Consider the following 21,556-nt stretch of genomic DNA (forward strand, 5'->3'; position numbering starts at 1 on the left):
ATTATGTTATAATGCAAAACTTTATTTTTTTTTAACTTTCCCTTAAGGTTTTACTTTAAATAGTTAAATTAATAATAAGTAAATCTTAATTTTTTTCTAAACTAAAATAAACCAGTCCTTTTTATCCAGAATTACTTAGTTTCTAACTTCTAAAAAAATAATAAGCACTCTAAGCTCTATCTCTAGTCTACAAAGGAGTACTTTCTTTTAAAGCGGACAATCTGATACTAGAAAAACTGTAATAATTATTTTTCATATTAAATACTTAATTTTATTTCTTTTACTTCCATGCCTCATAATTCATAAATACCCCATATATCCCCTAATCCACTGTATTTTCATCAAGTAATTCAAAATTGAATGTCCTATATATTTCCCTCTAGACGCTTGAATAAAACTTAATATGTCGTCAATACTGTAGGCAAAATTTTTTATAAATCTGCCTCAAATTCTTCCCAATCTAACTCTCTTGGTCGAGAGTCGAGCATTTAGATTTTGTTAACTACTATTTCATCACAATGTTTCATCGTCACATTGTGATGAAATAGTCATATATTTTCTTGAATTTTAAAAACCTAATTCACTTTTCAATATCTCATTTCTTCCTTAAAGAGGTCTTTTTATAGATGCTCTTCTTAAGTTTGTCAGCATAAAACTAAACATTCCGTCAATACTAAAGATAGGCGAAAGCCAGAGCTCATTTAAACGTCCCTGTAGTTCTTCTCTTTTCTGTATTAAGCAGCTAGCTTTCACTAGCTGCTCTTTTATTTACATATATCATAAGGATTTGAATATATTATGTTTGAAAGTACGCTGTTTTATCAAAAGGTAATCCGGTGACAATTTCTTTTTTATTTCTACAAAATAAATTTTTTACTAGATATCTTTTCGTATAATATATGCAATCTTGTTAACACTATAAATGTAACTTTAGGTTACATATCTATTACTTTCAGGGCCTAATTTTCTTTTGTGCAACAAGTGGTTAGCTAGCTTCACTGGCCAATTTGTTGTGCCGAATGAACTTTTTATTTCTCAACACCTAACATATGGTATCAATATTCCAATAATGGTAATATGAAGGTACCTTCAGTTGTTAAATATCAGGGCCTTTAAAATTTATTCTCTACTTAAATAGTATTTTTGTTATAAATCTTTCTATAAACACTCTCATTTCCTCGATATCAAATTAAATCCCATGAAACAGGCGTCCCTTTTTCGATATCCTTACTCGCTTTTTTCCCGATAATTTTGGATATGTGTTTTGGTAATAAGCCATTCCCTGGTCTAATAGCTTTAACATTTTCATTTGTAAAGAATTCTCCCGCTTTTATGTTTTCTACTACATATAATGATCTTCTAAATTTTAAAGAATCTTTTTCTATATCAGTAGGTCCATAATATACATTCCCCAAAGATTCCCATGCTTTTTCAGTTTCGCTTACTAATAATTTAAATTCAGCTGGTTCCATTGAAAATTTAGCGTCAACTCCTCCATCCAACCTTGAGAGCGTTAAATGTTTCTCAATTACTGTGGCCCCAAAGGCAACACTCGCTACAGATACTCCTACACCCAGTGTATGATCGGATAAACCCACCTGACATTTAAATAACTCTTTCATATGAGGTATGGTAACTATATTTGTAGATTTTGGAGACGCAGGATACGTACTCGTACATTTTAATAGAATTAGTTCTTTACACCCTTCTTCTCTCGCAACCCTTACTGTTTCATCTAGTTCGGCAATTGAAGCCATACCTGTCGAAATAATTATTGGTTTTCCTGTTGCGGCTACTTTACGTATGAGGGGGATATCAGTATTTTCAAAAGATGCAATTTTATAACATGAAACATTTAATGTCTCTAGAAAGTCTACAGCTGTTTCATCAAAAGGCGTACTAAATGGTATCATCCCTAACTCTATACAGCGATCAAAAATTGGTTTATGCCACTCCCATGGTGTATATGCTTCTTTGTATAAATGATAAAGTGATTTGCCTTTCCATAAACTTTTTGTATCGTGAATTAAAAAATCACCATTTTCTATATTTAAAGTCATTGTATCTGGTGTATATGTTTGAATTTTAAAGCCTTGTGCCCCAGCCTCCGCAGCTGCCTCTACAATTTTCAACGCTCTATCTAATGATTGATTATGATTTCCTGACATTTCTGCAATAATAAATGGTGGCAAACTATTGCCAATCTCTCTACCTCCGATATATACATTACTCATTTTTTTCACCTTCAAGTTCTATTTTTATAGCTTCTTTTCTTTCCTCCCATTGTTCACGGGACAAGGTCATTGTAATGACATCTATATAATCATTGTCCCTATAAATATAATCTTCATATCTTCCATCTTCTTGGAAACCAAGTTTTTGATGAAAATTTAAACTAATACAGTTTGATTCTATTATTTCTGCACATACTTTGTGTATGTCTTTAATTTCAAAAATAAAGTTTAATGCTAATAAACCTAATACAGTTCCGGCATGTCTTACACTTTGTTTTTCACCTATATAAAATCCCCAATAACAAGTTCGATTCATTTCATCTATTTTTGTAAAATTAACAAATCCAATTGGTTTTTCTTTATATATTAATAATCTTGCAACCTTTGTTTCATCCATTACGAGTTTTTCATACCACTTTAAATGTTCGTCTATTGTTATTTGATGATCTTCATACATAACTGAACGTATTTCTTTTGCATTCCGCCAATTTAAAATAAGTTCTAAATCTTTCTTTTCTAACCTTTTCAATTGAAAATCCCCAATATCTAACATACTATCCTCCTAAAATATTTTTTGCTATTTCATTTGAATTACTGGCACACTGTATAGAAAGAGCTTTATTAGACATTTCTTTCACTATTTTAGAATCTGATAAAAGTTTGTTTAGACATTTCATAATTGCTTTATCCGAAACACTTTCAGCTGTACCAATATTCCATGTAGCTCCAACCTTTGCTACAGCCTTGGTTACTTCAATTTGATTTTGGGCAGTTGTAATTGTTATAGAAGGTAATCCAAGAAAGCAGCGTTCCCATGTGGTTGTTCCTCCAGCTCCTATCCCTAAATCCGCTCGTACGAGAAGCTCTTCCATATTTTCTATTTGACAATAATATGAAGCGTTAGAAACACTCTTACAATAAGTTTGAATCACCTCTTTATGCGGATTTTGGCTTCCTACCACAACGTCTATTTTTAAGTTATCTTGATTTATATTTTGTAAGGCTCTTAATGTTTTTAATGTTTCATTTGTTACATCATGCCCACCAAAAAAAATAAAAATCCTCTCAATTTCTCCTGTTCTTTTTCGTAAAAATTTCTTAGCGGCATGAAACTCTGGCCGTAATATAGCGTATTTAGGCCCCAATTTTACTAATGAGTGCTCTGGTATTAAATCTTTATAGCGACCATTAGGGTTATCGTATAAATTTTGGTCTAGTAACAAATCACAGTCGTGCATTCGATTTGCAAGATCATCGATTACCATAATTTTTCTTACAGTTTTTCTTAAAGCAGACTCCCACTTATTATCTAATCCATAATGATCAACGATTAACCAATCACACTTGGGAAGTTGCGACAAAATATCATTGGTCTGCTGTGCATCAACAAACCAATGATATTTTAGCCAATTTAAATAACTCCCGTGTTCTGTACTTAAGAAATTCGTATTTTCACCATCTCCATCTAATACAAACACACGAAATCCCTTATTTAAAATATATTGATGTAAATCACCTTGTAGCTTACGACAAATGAAATATACTTGAGCACCTTTATTCCGTAACTCATGGGCCAGTGTTAAACAACGCATAATATGGCCGGTACCTATTTCAATAGATGCGTCGGCGCGAAAGGCAATTTTTTTCTCAAGCAAGATACTCCCTCCTCACTAAAAGCACTACAATTTATTAATTTATAATATCGTTTCTCTATTTAACTCATCTACTAATGATTGTTGATTTGCCCATTTCAATTTTACATGACTATTAATTTCAATAATTTCAGGATTTCGAAGGATGTAATCTTTTATTTGATGAAAAAATAAAGGTTTAGATTTTACATTCAGACCTCTATAAAGTTCATTGAACATATCTAAATCTGGTTGTTCATCTAATGTTAACCTCCAAGTAGGATAACAAACTGCTGGAGGGAGTTTCACTACATTGATACGAAATAAATGTGGATTATTAATAAAATAAAACGGAAGGTATTCTGCATAGGTTAAAGGTTTTGGGGTTTGTAGTAATCGTTCGATTGCCTCTAATGTAAAAATATCACCAGCTGTTCCGACAGGTAACGTACTTAACTCTGCCTGTGTATAGTCTGCACCACTTTTCAAATGTTCATCTAGTAAAAAAGTATTTATTTCAGGTGACACAGCTGGGCAATCCCCTGTAATCCGTATGACAATATTTGCATTTTCTTGTTTTGCAGCTTGGAACATGCGATCAGCGGTATTTTCTGGATCACCTCTAAAAATCTTAACTTTCCCGTCTAAATTAAACTTTTCCAAAGGGTCATCTTGTGCAATATCTGAAGTAGCAAGTATGACCTGGTGTTTTCCTGGAATAGCTAATGTATTTATAAGACATCGTTCAATGGAAGGAACTCCGTGTATTGGCAATATTGCCTTTAAAGGTAACCTAGTAGATTTTAAGCGGCAAAGTATAATTATTACTACCTTTGGAGGTTCAATAACCTCTTTTGTTATTGGGGTACCTGCAGACAAATTATATACAGCTACCTGAGGTAATAATTCCTCTGCTTCAAGCTCGGTCAGCGCATTTTCTACAACATTTAATTCCATTGTTACTTTATTAGCTGTAATAATCTCTCCTTTTTTAATGTCACCTTTTGTAACTGCTCTTAACAATTTTTGGTTTTGCAATTTTAATAACCCCCCTTTCATTTAATTTTTAGCAACTCTATAAAACGAAAGAACTTTTCTCACAGCTTGTATTACATCCCACACATCAGCTTCTGTCATTTTAGGAAATAGAGGCAGCGTAATAATTTCCTCATATACATTTTCTGCTTGCGGACAAATACCTTTTCCATAACCTAATTTTTGATAAAACGGTTGCAAATGTACGGGTATATAGTGCACATTCACACCAATATTTTCTCTTTGTAATGCCTCGTAAACTTCTTTCCGATTACATTTTAATAATTTAGTATTTAAACGAATAATATAAAGGTGCCAGCTTGAATCGGTTTGAGGCAATTGCTTTGGTATGATGATTTCAGATAAACAACTAAATTCTTTATTATAAATGTCTACATATTTCTTTCGAATTTTAATAAAAGAGTCTAATTTATTTAACTGTGATAAGCCAAGAGCAGCTTGTATATCCGTTATTCTATAGTTGTAACCTAAGAATTGCATTTCATAATACCAAGGCCCATGATTTTCAAGAAGATTTCGAGGATTCTTTTCAATTCCGTGCGTACGGAATTGAAAAAGTTTTTCGTAAAACAGAGGATTATTTGTGGTAATTACTCCCCCCTCTCCGGTAGTAATATGTTTCACCGGATGAAAGCTAAACATTGTCATATCACCAATTGAACCAATCTTTTTATTTTTATATGTGGCTCCTAATGCGTGGGCTGCATCTTCAATGATAATCAAATTGTTTTCTTTTGCTATTTTTTGTATTTCTTCTAACTCTACAGGCTGCCCAGTAAAGTGTACGGGAATAATAGCCTTTGTTTTATTTGTAATCTTTTCCTCTATAGATTTAGGACTAATGTTATATGTTCCATTGTCAATATCGGCGAATACCGGCTTTCCTCCCTGGTATAAAATACAATTTGCACTTGCTACAAATGTCATCGGAGTTGTAATTACTTCATCTCCCTCAGTTATGCCTGCTGCATAGCAGGCAGCATGCAATGCAGCTGTACCATTTGAAAAGGAAACAGCGTATTTTGCTCCCACATATTTCGCTATTGCCTCTTCAAACTGTTGAACCATTGGTCCTGTTGTTAAAAAATCCCCTTTTAATACATCTACAACAGCCTGAATGTCATATTCATCAATTTGTTGCTGACCATATGGTAAATAAGTTTCTCTAACAGGATTTCCTCCATGCATACCGAGGATTCCCCTTACCATTACTCTTTCTCCTTAGGGTTAATTTTTAAAGATTTAATCCACTCTTCTGTTTTAATAACTCCATCTTCTAAAGAAACTTTTGGTTCCCAGTTTAATATTGTTTTTGCTTTTTCATAGTTACATAATAATTTTTGAATTTCACTTTGCGGATGGATATGAGTTACATGTTGAATACTTACTTTATTTCCCGAAATCAATTCTGCTAATTTATTAATGGATATATCTTGCCCTGTTCCAGCGTTGATAATATGACCATTTGCTTTTGCAGAGTATCCTGCTGCCACAACAAAATCTGCACAATCTTCAACGTATAAAAGGTCTCTCGTTTGTTTTCCATCCCCATATATATTCAGTGGTACATTATCTAATTTATTATTTATAAAAATGGCAACAACCCCACCTTCCCCACCTGTTTTCTGGAATGGACCATACGTATTAAATGGGCGAATAACCACTACTGGTAGCTTATAAGCATAATAGTAAGATAAAACCATGTTTTCAGCAGCAATTTTTGATCCAGCATATGGAGAGGCTGGTTTAATTGGGTCTAATTCTGATATCCCTTGTATATTAGTTGCTTTATCATATACCATACAAGTACTCATAAAGACCATTTTGACATCATACTTAAGACATTGTTCTAGCAAATTAAAAGTACCTATTGTATCATTTTCAAAAGTTGATCTAGCATCATCTATACTATCTTGAACATTGATACTCGCTGCTAAATGATAACAAAGGTCAAATGAATTATTTTCAAATAATTGAGCAACTAATTTTTTATCTTTAATATCTCCTTGAATGCATTGTTTTAAATTTAGATCGTGTGCAAACTCGGTAATATTTGCAGTAGTTGAATTTGCTAAGTTGTCTAATATCCATATTTCATGCTTATCCTGCAATAATCTCTTTACAACCCACCTACCAATAAAACCTGCACCACCAGTTACTAATATTTTCATAGTTTCTCCCCTCCTGTTAATAGCTGCTGGTTTAATATTAAATTTCTAAGCTCTTCTTTTGAAATAGCATTTTGATTATCAGAACGGTAAAACCCTGCCTTCGCCCTTTTTGCATTTTCATATTGAGTACCCTTTTTTAATGGGCTAGGAATGATAAACATATCTGGTAATTCAAAAGCCTGTAAAGATTCATCATGTGTCATAAGTTCTTCATACATTTTTTCACCCGGTTTTAAACCAATTTCTTCAATTTTAATATTCTCCTTGGGCAACCCATATAACTTTGTAACTTCTTCTATCATTACTTCACTTAAATCGTTTAATGAAATAACTGGCATTTTTAATATAAAAGTTTCACCACCCTTTGCTATTTTCATTGCTTCAATTGTTAACATAGTTGCTTGGTTCAGTGTCATCATAAATCTACTCATACTAAGATCCGTTACAGTTATTTTTTGGTTTTCTTTAATTTGATTTTCAAATAAAGGAATAACAGAGCCTCTTGATCCCATCACATTTCCGAAGCGAACACTTGTAAATGTCGTTTCACTTGAACCTTTTGAATATTCCGCTGACGTAATCAATCTTTCAGCAGTCAATTTTGTTGCACCGTAATTATTTGTTGGTGAAATTGCTTTATCAGAACTTGTAAAAACTACCTTTTTTACTTTCTGAGCAATTGCCGCTTTTATTACATTTTGTGTTCCAAAAATATTGGTCAAAACTGCTTCAAACGGATTATATTCACAAAACGAAACATGCTTCATCGCGGCCACATGAAATACATAATCAATATTTTCCATCGCACTAAATACTCGATCATAATTACGAATATCCCCAATTAAATAACGAATATTTCGATTTTTATCCCTAAATTCTTCTTGTAATAAAAATTGATTGTATTCACTTCTACTAAAAACCCTTACCACTTTTGGCTTTTCCTGTAGAACATTAGAAAGAATGCTTTTTCCAATTGTTCCTGTTCCACCAATAATTAAAACATTTTTATCTTTAAAAAACATGAAAATATATACCTCCTCATATTAAAAATTAATTTTAGCAAAAAACCTCTCTTCAACTTGTTTGTAATTCCATAGGCAATCCATTTGTTGAGAAATAAACTAGTTTGCCGGATATAGAAACATATGTTTCTATTGCAAGTTTAAAATACATATTAATCATTGAAAACTGAGAATATAATCTTTTACTTCAAATATTTATAAATGGTGATGATGTTAATCTTTTTCAATTTGAATTAAATTTATTAATCTTTTTGTGCATGCTTCTTGCGGATAGTTTTCATTAATAAATTTTCTTCTTAATTCTTTTGCTAAATTTGATTGTAAAGGATCATTTAGAACCTTTTTAATCGTGCTAGTCATATCCTCCATAGAATGATTTACAAGCCAATCTAATGTATCGTAATATTTATAATCCCTTTCCTCTAATAAAGATTTATAAACAACTACAGGTATATCTAATAACATCGCCTCTAATCCCACTGTTGAATTTGAGATAACCACAAGATTTGCATGTAAAATAACATCATACATGTTTACTTCATTTGTTATATATTTAACATTAGGATATAAGTTACTTAACTTAATATATTCTCCCACTAAATTACGCCCTTTTTCCCAAGGATGTGGCTTTATAATAACCGTAATATTTTTGTCTTCCACTAACTTTTCTGTCAATTCAGTATAAAATGAAGTTTTAAATGGCTGGGTTGCAATAAAAACCACTTTTGTAGAGGGGTCTATTTTTAATTTATTAAAAAGATTCTTTTTATCCATATATACTCTATCAAAGATCTCATCATATCTGGGGTGCCCTAGTATTTCGATTTGAGATTCACTGACCCCTTTTTGAAGGTACCAATCTTCTTCATATTTCCCATATACGACCTGTTTTGTTGCGAAAACCGGAAAGTATGCTTCTTCCCCCATTACTGCACCATGCTGCAGACAATAACTCGGTATACCCTCACTACTAGAAAGAAAAGTAAGAGCTCTACTTGTTATATCTTCCGTAGTACCGACAATCACACCAGAAATATCTTGTTCTTTAAAAATAAAATGAGCCATATTAAGTTTCTCAATCATGATAGGAAGGTCGCTTAGTAATTTTTTTTGAAAAAAGAGGTTTGAAAATAGTGGGTGCTTATTAAACTTTAAAAAGATTTCTTTAGCTTTTTCTATAAAAACATGTGCGGTATTAGCAGATTTATTTATATAATCTGGTGCACAAACTGTAGGAAGACCATAGAGTTCGGTCTTTTTTGATCTAGTTAATATCTTTGTTTGATTTGGATTAAAGTGGGTAAAGTTACTTACTGAAAAACGGAGATAATCTGAATTTAGGAGGATTGCTCCATTTTGGTTTTTTCTTTTTATTTTTGATTGAAATACAGACATTATTTTTTCAAACTCTAACTGTAACTGTGTTTCTGCTATTGGCTCAATTGACAATTTCTTGTAAAAATTATTATCTTTCATTTTATTTTTTATATCTTCATCTAAATATTGATAAAAATTACTCAGTAATGGTAAAGGAATATTATAATGCTTTAACCTTGAAAAAATATTTATATACTCTAAATTTAATAGCCAGTAATTTTTCAAATAAATGTCACTCAATTTTTCACCCTCTTTTTCTTCTTAAGTCTTCCCTTAATTCTTTGCATGTTCTTTGTGGTGGTAATAATTGCACAAATTCATTTTTTTCTTCTGCAAATAACTGCGCATGTATTGAATGGGGAGTAATATAATTGATATCTAAAATTTCATCTAAGGGATAAAAATCCCAATAGTGATTTAATCTCCAAAAGAAGCGCGCATCTCCTATCCGGTAAAACTGAGGATCTTCATCCCAATAAGAATTCCACCTTTTTTCAAGAATTGGTAAAACAGATGCTCTATGCATAATAGAACAATGATCAATTGTACATGGAGCATTATTCATAATTTTTTTTGCAGGTCTCTCAACCGTTTTAATAGGCATCTCTGTTTCATCTATATGAATCGTTTTTGATGCAGAATAAATAATTTGAACATCTTTATTCTCATCAAGATAACTAGACATCTTTTTAAGACGTTCTTCTTCATATTGATTATCATCTGTAATATAAGTTATATATTCCCCTTTAGCATGCTTAAGTGCCTCATTGATTAAAGCGGCATATCTTACTTTTTTTGTCCTTTCAGAAATATGAGCTACATTACTTTTATAAAAATGTACATTTTCATTATTTATGAATGGTTGAATCACCTTCTGGGTCATTTCATCTGAATCATCATCCATTATAAAAAGCTCGAAATCTTGAAAGGTTTGGTTTAATACACTTAATATCGATTTTTCAACAAACGCAGGCTTATTGTAACTTGTCATTATAACTGAAATTTTAGGCAAATATCTCTCTCCTCCTTATCAATAAATACAAAAACAGTTACGTTATTATATAAATAGAAAGGACAAACCGTTCCGATAATTTTAAAAAAGGTTTCTTTATCTATAAAAAATTAATAGCAGTATTTATATTCACCCATGTCTCTTTTTTCTCCACTATAGTCCATACCATATCTATGAAAAAGTCATAAATTATTTAAGTATAAAAAAGAAAGTGTCGATAAAGCTTTAATTATTAGATTTCACTAGAAAAACACATTCAATATTCTCAATAGAGGTGAAGACTTTGCAACCCAAAATATCAATTATCCTTACTAGTTATAATAAGCCGTCATTAATTAATCAAGTTATTGAAAGTGTTCTAATGCAAACTTATAAAGAATGGGAACTTTTTATTATGGATGATAACTCCTGTCCAGAAACTATAAATGTCATAAAAAATTATCTAGAGGATCCTCGAATTACTTATACGAATAGTTTTATACAAGATGATGAACGATATAAAACTACAAGATATGCAACACTTATCAATGAGGCACTACCATTAACCTGTGGGGATTATATTTGCTATTTAACAGATGATACTATATACCTTCCAAACAGATTAGCTGAAATGTTGTCTTTCTTAGAAAAACATCCTGAAATTGATGTAGTCTACTCTTCCCAATACGTAAAATATGTTGATTATAACCTACAACCTACAAATGAATTTGTGAGAGAAGCTTCGGAAATTTTATATACAGCTGCTAATGTTGTAGATCATTGTTCAATTATGCATACTAGAAGAATATTATTAAAAATCTATGAAAAGTACTGTGGATATTGGGATACAAATCCTTTATATTGGTTTGCTGGAGATGCAATGTTTTGGAAACGCCTAAATACATTTCAACCTTTTTATCCCATTAACAAAGTGCTCGATATTACTTTTAAAACACCATTCTCTTTCCAAAACCTATATGCTAACCTCCCTTCAAAAGATTTAAATGGTATTTTATTTAGTAATTCACAAGGTGAAGTATTTTTAATTGATAACTTTAAACGCAGGCTTATTTCGAAAGATATGCTTTCTTACTTCAAATATAATCAAAATGAAATTGTCTTAATTCCCGATCCATTTATCCACAAATATACAGAAGGGCCCCCCATAACCCTTACAGAGTCAATTCCAAATCTACGGGTTGTGCAAAATGAAAAAGGAGAGTTATTTTATATAGAAAATAATCAAAAACGTCCATTTATTGACATCATTGCATTTCGCAAATTTAAATTTTCAGTTCAAAAAATTATTAAAGTTTCACAACGTAGTTTAAATCAATTTTCAGATGGACCACCTATTTATCCAAATTTATCTCATCACGCGGTTTTACCAGAAGGAAAAGTATTTATCTACCATCACAATTATTTCATCATGACAGATTATATGCTTCATCCCATAGATAAAGATATATTGCAAAAACTATATCTATTAAAGAACTGTATACCGATTTCAAAGACCAATTTATCCTACTTTAAGATGGGCCCTCCTATTTCAACATACCCCTCTTACCTAGCTGAAAAATACTTAGAATAGTACCAAGAAAGAGTATTATCAATAAAACAATAGAAAAAGGTTCTGAACTAAGTACTATGCTTGCCTATAGTATTATTAAAGAATTAAACGAACTGTTAGAAAATGAACTAAATAAAAGTCCATATTGTTCTACTAGTATCTCCTAATAGGGTGATAGAATTTATTTAGATGATCAAAGATTCTTCTTAACTTGTAAAATAAATTATCATAAAAAGAGGACGCAAATAAAAATGCGTCCTCTTTTTATATCAAATCAAACTAATCATTAAAATCCTTTTCATGAATCTGAATAAGTAATGTTTTTAAGAAAAACAAGATCTAACATCTTAGCTGTTACACTAAATAGATTCACATAATTCACAACTATGACAAGTATTACATATCGCTTAAGTTTCGTTACCTTTTTCTGTATATAATGATAAAAAATTGTGAAATTTTATCGCATTATGCAAGACATTTACTATCAAATATATTACTTTTACTATGAATTAAATGTGTTTATAGGACTTTTCTAGATAAACAAGGTGCTAAATTAATTCTTAAGAAGTCATTACTATTTCATTTATCTAAAAATTGAAAAAATATGTGTAGATAGATATCATCTTAAATACATATATAATTAACTTTAATTTTCTGACACGATTTCACATAATTCTTAAACTAATTTTTTACGTGCATTATGAAAAAAATTGCACCGTGTCAGTCTTTAAAAGATTATATATCATAACTTTAAGAGAGGAAGGAAAACTATGAAGAAGAAAAGAAAAATCATTATGACAACAGCACTTGCAGCTACGTTAGCTACAGGTGCACTACCTACTACCTCGGTGTTTGCTGCAGAAAAAGAGGCTCCTATTCAACAAAAAGAGGCACAATCGAGTATTCAACCTTTTGCACAAAATAATTTGGAAACAGCCGTTCAAGCTGCCTTAAATGGTCCAGAAGTCAAAAAAATTAAAGTATTTGAACATGAATTTAATGTAAAAGAAATAGAAGTAGTAAACCTAGGTGCAGGAAAAAAATATGTTAAGGGGCAAATTTCTCATCATTTAAGTTTTCGTCCAGATGATCAATTTTATTATGAGTTTACAGTACAAGATGGAAAGGTACTAGATAAACCTGTATTTAATATTGATAGAGGTGGTTGGACACCATTTGCCGCTCCACTTTTATCAATTCTTGCTGCGTATAATGGAATTCCAGTTAATCCAAATGATTTAAATACACTTGGTCAGCAGATTGGTAAAGTTATAGATGGAAGCTGGGAACATGCAGCCCAATCAATTGCAACTGTAGTTAGTCTAAGTTTTAATGAGTAGAATTTTTCAATTTTTATTAGCAGTGTAGAGATCCGCTTTTTGTAATCAGCCTTGTTATAAGAAATTCTAAAACAGCTATTAATAAATTTTTACCACTCAATCACATTATCTTGATTTGTTTACCACCTTATTATTCATTATATGTCACAAAATAGAAGTCTTTTTTAGGACTTCTGTTTTGTTTGTATTCAATACGATAAACAGTTTTTTTTTGGGAGGCTATACTTCGATTTTTCAAGAATCCATTTGGCTATTAGAGACAATTTATAATAACAAATTATTAAAGTCTCAAATAACTTACTCCCCCTATTGTTAATTATTTTCAAATACAAAAATTTATTATCTTAAGAATGAAAAACAATAAATATAGTAAAAAATCATCTAACAATTGTTTAAAGGTCAGGAGAGAAAAAATGAACAAAATAAAAATGAGAAATTTCTTTAAAATTAGTATCCTTACTTGTATTACACTAGCAAGTTTAAGTACACCATCTACTATTTTAGCTAATAGTCATCCAGGTTACTCCTATGAATCAAATATAGGGTATCAAAATCCATCGTGGATGGCGAAAATAGAAGATTCAACAAAAATAAGTGAAATATCTATTCCAGGGACTCACGGTACAATGGCTTTACATGGAGCAAGTTTTCTTGATGAAAATTTGACAAGAAATCAAACTATGAGTTTATCTCAACAATTAAATTCCGGAATTCGATATGTAGATATGCGTGTTAAACGTGTAAAAGATTCTTTTGCAATGTATCATGGTGTTGTAAATCAAAAAGCTGTGTTTGAAGATGTATTAAAAGAGACCATTCAATTTTTAAAAGATCATCCAACAGAAACAATATTAATGCGCTTAAAAGAAGAAACTACTCCTGAAAATGGATCTCTATCATTTGAGGAGATATTTTTAAAATATAAAAACGTTAATGCTTCATATTTTTGGGATCCTAATTCCGTACCAACTTCAGATAGAAATAACCCTACTTTAGGAGATACCCGCGGGAAAATTGTAATCTTACAAAACTTTACATCCACTCAATTGTGCGGGATTGATTACGAAGGTTTGAATATACAAGATAAATTTGAAATTGGAAGCGGACCAAACGAAATATATACAAAATGGATTGCGATAAAAAACCATCTACAAAATACAAATACTAACTTTAATAATGGAAAAATTTATCTCAACCATTTTAGTGGTACGGGGGGCGCAGCCGCATTTTTAAATAATGTATATCCTTGGTTTGTTGCAAGCGGAAAAGAAAGCAGAAATACTGACAGTAGTCCTAAATTGATTCAAACGAATTCCACTAATGCGTGGAGTGATTTCCCTCGCGATAGAAACGGACAAGTATACTACGGGGGGATGAATACACTTGGGACCGAACTCTTACAACAAGGCGCAATTAAACATTCTGGTATCATCGCAGCTGATTTTCCTGGTCCAGGTTTAATTGATAGTATCATTAAATTAAATGGTATACATTCAAATGAAAAAGAAATATTAATTTCGCAAATAGCATCTGAATCTAGTCCTTTATCAGGGCAACAAAATCGATCCAGCCAAAACTTTAAAATTGATAGTTTACCTGTAGGTACCAAAGAATTAAAATGGGTTATTGAGCCTTCTGAAAAAGATTATCCTTCTACTATTTCTTTCAATGTAATGATTGATGTTTCCCTGGGAATAGATTCCACTCGTTGGAAAAATATTTCACATGAATCTAGGACTGAAGCTTACACAAATACTAAATATTATATTGCAAGTCCAATTGGTGCCACTAGCAAATTCACAGTGAAAATTTACGCTATTACAAATTAGAAAAAAAGAATCCCAATGGAATTCCATAGGGATTCTTTTTTTAATTTCATTTCGTAAACATTAGGATAGCGATTAAATTTTATCCCGCATTAACGGGCGCCCGTAAAAGCCCGATTGGTGAGGGCTGATAATCAGTGGGGGATGAACAAAACCTCCACTGATTACAGTTTCACTTTATTAACATATCATTTAATCCATTAGATCATTATATTTGGAACAGCCCTTAATTTTTAAAGAGCAATCCAAAATTGTAAACTACCTTTTTCAGCTTATCATTTATTCAAAACTGGCTTCCAAAGCGATAAAGCAAAAATCCAATTTGAGTCGCCATTTCCTTGATGATTTTGAACCGCTTCGTACACTTTCCCCTCATGTACTACTCTATCACCTTTAGTATATGCTTTTCTTGCATCCCATTTTTCATATGCGGAATCCTCTGACTTTGTTGTTACATTCAAAACATCACTTCTACTAGATTCATTTCCAGCTAAATCAACCGCCGTCACTACATATTTATACGATGTATTAGCCTTCAAATCTTTATCCATAAAGGATGTATTAGCCGCTGTCCCAATTTTATTCATAACCCCAGCGCTTTCTCTATATACAATATAATGGTCAACACCTACATTATCTTCTGACGGACTCCACATCAAATCAACAGTTGTCGATGTTGTACCCATACTATGTAATCCTTTTGGTTGAGTTGGAGCCTCTATATCTGGGATTGTATGTGTTGTCTTAACCTTCAGTTTTTCACTTTCTTTTGATATGTTTCCAGCAGAGTCTAATGCCTTTATTGTATAAGTATATTCCGTATCTGCTTTTAATTTTTTATCAATAAAAGTTGTACCTGGTACCGTATCAATTACTTCTCCATTACGTAACACTTGATATTCTTTTACACCTATATTATCAGTGGAAGCCTTCCATGTTATTTCAACACTATTGGCAGAAACTTTAGAGGCATTTAATTCAGTTGGTTGACTTGGAGCTACTGTATCAGGAGTTTCATTATTTACTAAATTTACATCAACTACATTATAAAAAGCATTTGACGTATCTGCTACATCCCATACAGCTAAAATAACATGATAACCATTACGATCAGTTGGTACATTAATTGTATGTGTTAAATTATTTGATGCGGCCGAACCGTCATGTTTCACAGTTCCGATTGGTTCTAATTCAGCACGTGTTAATGGTTTGTTAGGATCCCATCCCTTTTTTGTAATGTAATAATGCCATTTACTTGTAGAATGTGGCGCTGTATATTTCCATGTAAATGTATTTACTCCACCTTTAATTGTGTTTTTGAACCAACGATTTGATGTTTGTTGGTCAAGAATACCTCCAAACAATCCTCCTGCCGAAGCGATTTTCCCATCAATCGGTCCACTATCTGGAAATCCTTTAGGTGCTTCTAGACTTTGAGGTTCGTACATTACATTTCCACAATTTAAATTTAATGCCCCATAATTCTGACTACATAAAGCAGCACGACTACTCGGCTTTTCAACAAACCCATGTGCATACGCACTTTGAGGAGTCATTGTGATTGCCATCATGCCTGCAGCCAATACACAAGCACCAATCCCCTTTTTACTTGTTTTTAATCTTTCCAATTTAGATGTTAATTTCAATTTCATTTTTGTCCCCCCCAATATATTGCTTTCGCTAATATAATAGCAATATAGGGATAAACGAACAAATCGTTAATTAATATATTAATATCCCTCATAAATTGGTACATTTATTATTATTTTTAATCTCCTATAAAAATAAAGTAAATACAATTACGCAATTTTGTAACATTATGTATTAAAAGAAGAATAAAAACTCCATTTAATTTCACAAAAAATTCAAATATTAAATAAAAAAAATTCCTCATATAGGAAAAAAATTTTTTTATATTACAAAAAGCAAAAAAGTCTGGAAGAAACCGATTATATCCGTTTCTTCCAGACTTCCCCTACTTTTATACCACTCACAAATCCTTTAACCTTAAACATATACACTTGAGGTTAAAACACATATGATACCCCTACTAATTCAAACTAACGCTTAATTACTCATAAAATAACTTAAGGTATCTAGCTTAACTGTATTTTCTTTATTAATAACTATTTTCTATCCTGTATTTCCTTACTTTAAACAGATTATCAAGCGATTGTTAACGTTTAAGAAAAGAGAAAAGATTTAAAAATCAAATTTTAATTATCACATTCTAATAATTTATTGTGTTATTTTTATCTAATAAGGCACAGAAACAAAGGATGAACTTCAGTGTGCTTGAGAAACGGTTCTTAGGGTGAAACGTTTAAAGGGTATTTTAGTACTGAGTTTTTATTAAATGTTCCTGTACCTAATACTTAAATTAACGTATGTCAAAATATTTTACAATACGAGTATTAAACGTTACATATTTTTATATAAAATGATACATTTCATCAACACGCCTCTTCTGATCTTTATGATAAATATAGAAAATTCAGCTCTTTAGGATTTAATTTTAGAATTCTCATAAAAGTATATAATAGATTAGACACATAATTGTCACAAATTAATAGTTTATCTACTTTATGATTACCTATGAAAACTTTATTACCACTTCAATATTTACTGCTAAACTAAAGCACTCTATACCTACAATTTCTTAAAACCCTTTTAAATAATCTTTCAAAAGAGTCGATAGTTTTTTATTTTTTATTTTTTTATTGTACATTTGTACATTTGATGTTAGGATTATGCCTATTAAAATTGAATCCTAACGATTCTTCTTTATAATCTCCATGTTTTAATTGTTAAATAAAAATATAGATTCTGATATATATTTAAAATCAGAACGAAAATGTCGTTATTTTACAATGATGTCGTGGAATACCTTTAGAATGGAAAGATATATGCAACAACGTGTTAAGGGGTTACAGGGGGAACAAAAATGAGAGACTTTTTTGATGATAAGTATAAAAATATTGAATTAAAAAGGAGGTTAATAAATTTAATAAGTGAAATTAGCGAATTAAAAGGAAAATTAGCTGCTTATCAGGAACAAAACCCAGACATATTTAATAGCTTAGAAAAAACTATACCACTACATTACATAAAAAATTTCACAACTATTTATGAGGATATAAAAGTTCCTAATAAAAGATTAAAAGAACTTATTTTAGATGATATCGTACCTCAAAATATTTCGGAAGATGCTATTTTTTGCTATTATCAAACACTTTCTTTTGTACATAAAAACTCCTGTACTTTATTAATCAATCCAGCAACTATACAGGAATTACATTTTCAACTAATACATTACATTACCTCTGACAGTGCCAAATGGCGTGAAAAACCTTTTATCATTCCAGGAATTCCGGAACATGGAATGCACTTGAATAGTTACCGCATTCTTCCGCATGAACTTATTCCACAGTTTATGGAGCAATTATGTGATCAATACAACTCATTAAATACTAGTAAGGGGCTACATTCACTTTTATTAATAGCTCGTTTTATATTAAATTTTTATTGCATAGTCCCTTTCAATCAAGGTAATAACAGGCTGGCATTTATGTTAATGCAATTGCTGTTAATTAAGAGTGGACATACATTTGTAAAATATGTATGTCTGGATAAATATATTAAGAAACATGAATCTGATTATTACAATTCGATTTATAAATCTTCGGTGAATTGGTACTGCGAGGAACATAATAATAGCTTTTGGTTAAAAACGTTTTTAACCATTATATTAGAGGCTTACAAAGATCTTCATAACACAGTTCTAGATTCTATATGTAAACATACTAAAGTTGAGAGAATTCAGGATTTTATACTTAAACAAAAACAACCCTTTACTAAAGAAAATATTCGTAACACTTATCCAGACATTGCAGAGAGTACAATCAGTAAGGCTTTAAATTCCTTGCAACTGTTTGGCCATATTAAGCTAGTTACAAAAGGAAGAAACGCAAAGTGGATTAAAATTTGACCATACTTTCAAGACACCTGAGGTTCAAAAATTCAATAATAATTTTATCATTGAATTTCATTTTAATTTTAAGCTATTATTACTTTTTTAGTTATTTCTAATTCCAACAAAACAGTTTATAGGAAAAGGTCCACTTCCCTCCGCCTTTTCCTATAATAAAATTAAATATAAACATAGAATGATTGTCGAAAGAAGTCGTATTTTAATATTTTTTCTTTATTTTCTGGTTGTAAACGTTTCACTTTCATGTTACCATCTTAATCAAACAATAGATGGTAATAAAAATGAAAGTATTTCTTTCCCTTAGAAACATATAAACGTACGGTAATATCAAGAAAATAAGGCCAAAGAAATATTTGATACCTACCAAAATAATTAATAGGAATTTTGTCGCGCTGTTTTTTTCTGATAATTAAGAAAATGCATTTTGTCCCTAAACAAAATTTGTTAGTGCGCAAAATTCAAATACACTAGAACACCCAAATAAATGAAATATCCTTTTTCATTGAGTATTAAGGTATGAAAAAAGAATTCTTCCTACAAAATTTAGCTGATTAACATAAAGACATCTAAATTACTACCTTTATCGCCATCTATTGTTGACAACATATTTACCAACTAAAAAAGAACCTATCAAGGGTTCTTTTTATTATAATCATTCAAATTTCAATTCTATCTTAATACTTAAATTTCCACACAAATTACATCTGCTTTTTGCTCTCAATTATTGAATTAATAATATAGCACATCAAATTTATTAATTCTTATCTCCAATTAGTTTAAATTAGTGAATAAAATTCAATCATATAAAAATAATAAATACAACTAATCGTTATATATTAAAGAGGTGTCAATTTTGTCCTTAAATGAAGAGACCTTAGAAACTAAGACAGATAAAACCATTGAAAAGATCCAAACAAGTAACTTAAAACAACTTAAAAATACACTAGATAATATCTTTAATATTAGTGCAGATTTAATTGAACATCCTTTGCAATTAAAAACAAACACGAATATTTTACTATATTATTTTGAAGGCCTTACAGATGGTGTTGCATTAAAAACCAATGTTGTTACACCATTATTACAAGAAGTAAATGAAGACAGTCAAATATTTAATTCTAATATTATTGCTACTCATACCAAAATAGTATATACATGGAATGAAATTAAAGAAGGGTTACTTGAGGGGCAATGTGTACTGTTTATGGAGGGAGAAAAGCGGTCACTTCTAATAAATACAAAAGGCTGGGCAGAAAGAGCAATTCAAGAGCCAATTTCAGAAGTTACTATTAAAGGATCCCATGATGGATTTATTGAAAATGCCACAAAAAATATAGGTCTTATTCGTCGATATATTCCTTCTACAGAGTTAAAAATCAAAAAGCTGACGATTGGAGAACGAGCCACTTCTATAGTCTATTTAATTTACTTAGGTGATGTAGCAAACGCAGATGTAGTCCAAGAAATAGAAACTAGAATCTGTAAAATCAAAACAGATGCGGTATTAAGTATTGGAGAGCTATCTAATTATACAAAAGATCAAAATTGGACTCCTTTTCCACAGGCTTATTTAAGCGAACGCCCAGACGCCATTTCAAATCATATACTTGATGGGAAAGTAGCAGTGTTAATGGATAGATCACCTGGTGCAATGGTTGTTCCTATGAATTTGATTGGATTTTTTCAAACCCCAGATGATTATAATATTCATTGGCTCATCGCATCATTTTTTCGCTTATTACGATTCGCAGGATTTATTATAGCTATTTTTTTACCCGCATTTTATATTGCTATAGTCTCTTTTCACTTTGAAATTATTCCTATAGACTTATACACTTCTATTGCAACATCAAGAGTCAAAGTCCCTTTCTCCCCCTTATTGGAAGCTTTTATAATGGAAATTACACTAGAAATGCTACGTGAAGCTGGCATTCGCTTACCACAACCAATTGGACAAACTATTGGAATCGTTGGAGGGATTGTAATTGGACAGGCGGCTGTTCAAGCTGGTCTTGTTAGTAACGTTATGGTTATTATCGTATCTATTACAGCCATTGCTTCATTTATTGTTTCTAATTATGATTTATCGAGTTCTATACGCCTTATCCGTTTTCCAATGATGTTATTGGCTTACTTTTATGGGATTGTAGGTATTGTTAGTGGATTAATGCTCTTATTTGCTCATTTTGTTTCACTAACCTCCTATGGTTCACCATACGGAATGCCAATCGCACCATTTCGTCTCCAAGAGTTAAAAGATTCTTTTGTAAGATTTCCTATTTCGATGATTACCACCCGCTCGAGTACAGGACAGCCGAAACAAAGAAAGAAAAAAGAAGGTGGTTAA

Annotated in this window: 15 protein-coding genes; 5 read left to right on the forward strand and 10 right to left on the reverse strand. The window is 31.1% G+C overall.

Translation table 11 applies throughout. The annotated features are described in order from the left end of the window. Positions 1-1,184: 1,184 nt before the first annotated feature. The 9 genes from pseI to MHI26_RS17740 all read right to left on the reverse strand — a co-directional run bounded on the left by pseI (position 1,185) and on the right by MHI26_RS17740 (position 10,503). Positions 1,185-2,234, reverse strand: coding sequence for a pseudaminic acid synthase (gene pseI / locus MHI26_RS17700; RefSeq protein ID WP_000073380.1), 1,050 nt, complete (start codon positions 2,232-2,234; stop codon positions 1,185-1,187). Next, the gene (pseH, locus tag MHI26_RS17705) at positions 2,227-2,787 is read right to left on the reverse strand and encodes a UDP-4-amino-4,6-dideoxy-N-acetyl-beta-L-altrosamine N-acetyltransferase (protein WP_000884113.1); all 561 of its coding nucleotides are present in this window, start codon (positions 2,785-2,787) and stop codon (positions 2,227-2,229) included. The genes pseI and pseH overlap by 8 nt, the downstream gene beginning before the upstream one ends. 1 nt (position 2,788) lies before the next feature. Next, a complete protein-coding gene (pseG, locus tag MHI26_RS17710; protein WP_000890382.1) occupies positions 2,789-3,889 on the reverse strand; it encodes a UDP-2,4-diacetamido-2,4,6-trideoxy-beta-L-altropyranose hydrolase in 1,101 nt (366 codons plus the stop codon). A 39-nt stretch (positions 3,890-3,928) separates the two neighbouring features. Beyond that, the gene (locus tag MHI26_RS17715) at positions 3,929-4,924 is read right to left on the reverse strand and encodes a cytidylyltransferase domain-containing protein (protein ID WP_003307516.1); all 996 of its coding nucleotides are present in this window, start codon (positions 4,922-4,924) and stop codon (positions 3,929-3,931) included. Beyond that, positions 4,925-6,130 carry a UDP-4-amino-4,6-dideoxy-N-acetyl-beta-L-altrosamine transaminase gene (pseC, locus tag MHI26_RS17720; RefSeq protein ID WP_000251481.1) on the reverse strand — a complete coding sequence of 402 codons (1,206 nt, stop codon included), beginning with the start codon at positions 6,128-6,130 and terminating at the stop codon, positions 4,925-4,927. It abuts the gene before it with no gap. After that, the gene (locus MHI26_RS17725; protein WP_000699372.1) at positions 6,130-7,092 is read right to left on the reverse strand and encodes a dTDP-glucose 4,6-dehydratase; all 963 of its coding nucleotides are present in this window, start codon (positions 7,090-7,092) and stop codon (positions 6,130-6,132) included. Before MHI26_RS17725 ends, pseC begins: the two co-directional genes overlap by 1 nt. Further along, a complete protein-coding gene (locus MHI26_RS17730) occupies positions 7,089-8,114 on the reverse strand; it encodes an SDR family NAD(P)-dependent oxidoreductase (protein ID WP_000465154.1) in 1,026 nt (341 codons plus the stop codon). The genes MHI26_RS17725 and MHI26_RS17730 overlap by 4 nt, the downstream gene beginning before the upstream one ends. 213 nt (positions 8,115-8,327) lie before the next feature. After that, positions 8,328-9,731 carry a CDP-glycerol glycerophosphotransferase family protein gene (locus MHI26_RS17735; RefSeq protein WP_061666687.1) on the reverse strand — a complete coding sequence of 468 codons (1,404 nt, stop codon included), beginning with the start codon at positions 9,729-9,731 and terminating at the stop codon, positions 8,328-8,330. A 4-nt stretch (positions 9,732-9,735) separates the two neighbouring features. After that, positions 9,736-10,503, reverse strand: coding sequence for a glycosyltransferase family 2 protein (locus MHI26_RS17740; protein ID WP_001124406.1), 768 nt, complete (start codon positions 10,501-10,503; stop codon positions 9,736-9,738). A gap of 283 nt (positions 10,504-10,786) precedes the next feature. On the opposite strand from MHI26_RS17740, the gene MHI26_RS17745 reads away from it, so the two are divergent. From MHI26_RS17745 to MHI26_RS17755, 3 genes are all read left to right on the forward strand, one after another. Further along, complete coding sequence (locus MHI26_RS17745) at positions 10,787-12,073, forward strand: glycosyltransferase family 2 protein (protein ID WP_061666686.1); 1,287 nt, start codon at positions 10,787-10,789, stop codon at positions 12,071-12,073. Between the two features lie 749 nt (positions 12,074-12,822). Beyond that, the gene (locus tag MHI26_RS17750; RefSeq protein WP_000730216.1) at positions 12,823-13,392 is read left to right on the forward strand and encodes a hypothetical protein; all 570 of its coding nucleotides are present in this window, start codon (positions 12,823-12,825) and stop codon (positions 13,390-13,392) included. A gap of 413 nt (positions 13,393-13,805) precedes the next feature. Beyond that, positions 13,806-15,221, forward strand: coding sequence for a phosphatidylinositol-specific phospholipase C (locus MHI26_RS17755; RefSeq protein ID WP_001033599.1), 1,416 nt, complete (start codon positions 13,806-13,808; stop codon positions 15,219-15,221). 272 nt (positions 15,222-15,493) lie between these two features. Here the strand turns inward: MHI26_RS17755 and MHI26_RS17760 are convergent, their stop codons facing one another. Beyond that, a complete protein-coding gene (locus tag MHI26_RS17760) occupies positions 15,494-16,870 on the reverse strand; it encodes a lytic polysaccharide monooxygenase (RefSeq protein ID WP_061666685.1) in 1,377 nt (458 codons plus the stop codon). A 1,292-nt stretch (positions 16,871-18,162) separates the two neighbouring features. Here MHI26_RS17760 and MHI26_RS17765 point away from each other — a divergent pair. Continuing rightward, on the forward strand, positions 18,163-19,206 hold the full coding sequence (locus MHI26_RS17765) for a Fic family protein (RefSeq protein ID WP_001204224.1): 1,044 nt from the start codon (positions 18,163-18,165) through the stop codon (positions 19,204-19,206). A gap of 856 nt (positions 19,207-20,062) precedes the next feature. Continuing rightward, on the forward strand, positions 20,063-21,556 hold the full coding sequence (locus MHI26_RS17770) for a spore germination protein (RefSeq protein ID WP_061667953.1): 1,494 nt from the start codon (positions 20,063-20,065) through the stop codon (positions 21,554-21,556).

This window comes from Bacillus sp. FSL K6-1218, from assembly GCF_038006445.1.
GTDB classification, from domain to species: domain Bacteria; phylum Bacillota; class Bacilli; order Bacillales; family Bacillaceae_G; genus Bacillus_A; species Bacillus_A thuringiensis_S.

Bases quoted from the DNA above. Each gene is read 5' to 3' on its own strand.
- pseI (WP_000073380.1), bottom strand. From the start codon at position 2,234: ATGAGTAATGTATATATCGGAGGTAGAGAGATTGGCAATAGTTTGCCA.
- pseH (WP_000884113.1), bottom strand. From the start codon at position 2,787: ATGTTAGATATTGGGGATTTTCAATTGAAAAGGTTAGAAAAGAAAGAT.
- MHI26_RS17715 (WP_003307516.1), bottom strand. From the start codon at position 4,924: ATGAAAGGGGGGTTATTAAAATTGCAAAACCAAAAATTGTTAAGAGCA.
- pseC (WP_000251481.1), bottom strand. From the start codon at position 6,130: ATGGTAAGGGGAATCCTCGGTATGCATGGAGGAAATCCTGTTAGAGAA.
- MHI26_RS17725 (WP_000699372.1), bottom strand. From the start codon at position 7,092: ATGAAAATATTAGTAACTGGTGGTGCAGGTTTTATTGGTAGGTGGGTT.
- MHI26_RS17730 (WP_000465154.1), bottom strand. From the start codon at position 8,114: ATGTTTTTTAAAGATAAAAATGTTTTAATTATTGGTGGAACAGGAACA.
- MHI26_RS17750 (WP_000730216.1), top strand. From the start codon at position 12,823: ATGAAGAAGAAAAGAAAAATCATTATGACAACAGCACTTGCAGCTACG.
- MHI26_RS17755 (WP_001033599.1), top strand. From the start codon at position 13,806: ATGAACAAAATAAAAATGAGAAATTTCTTTAAAATTAGTATCCTTACT.
- MHI26_RS17760 (WP_061666685.1), bottom strand. From the start codon at position 16,870: ATGAAATTGAAATTAACATCTAAATTGGAAAGATTAAAAACAAGTAAA.
- MHI26_RS17765 (WP_001204224.1), top strand. From the start codon at position 18,163: ATGAGAGACTTTTTTGATGATAAGTATAAAAATATTGAATTAAAAAGG.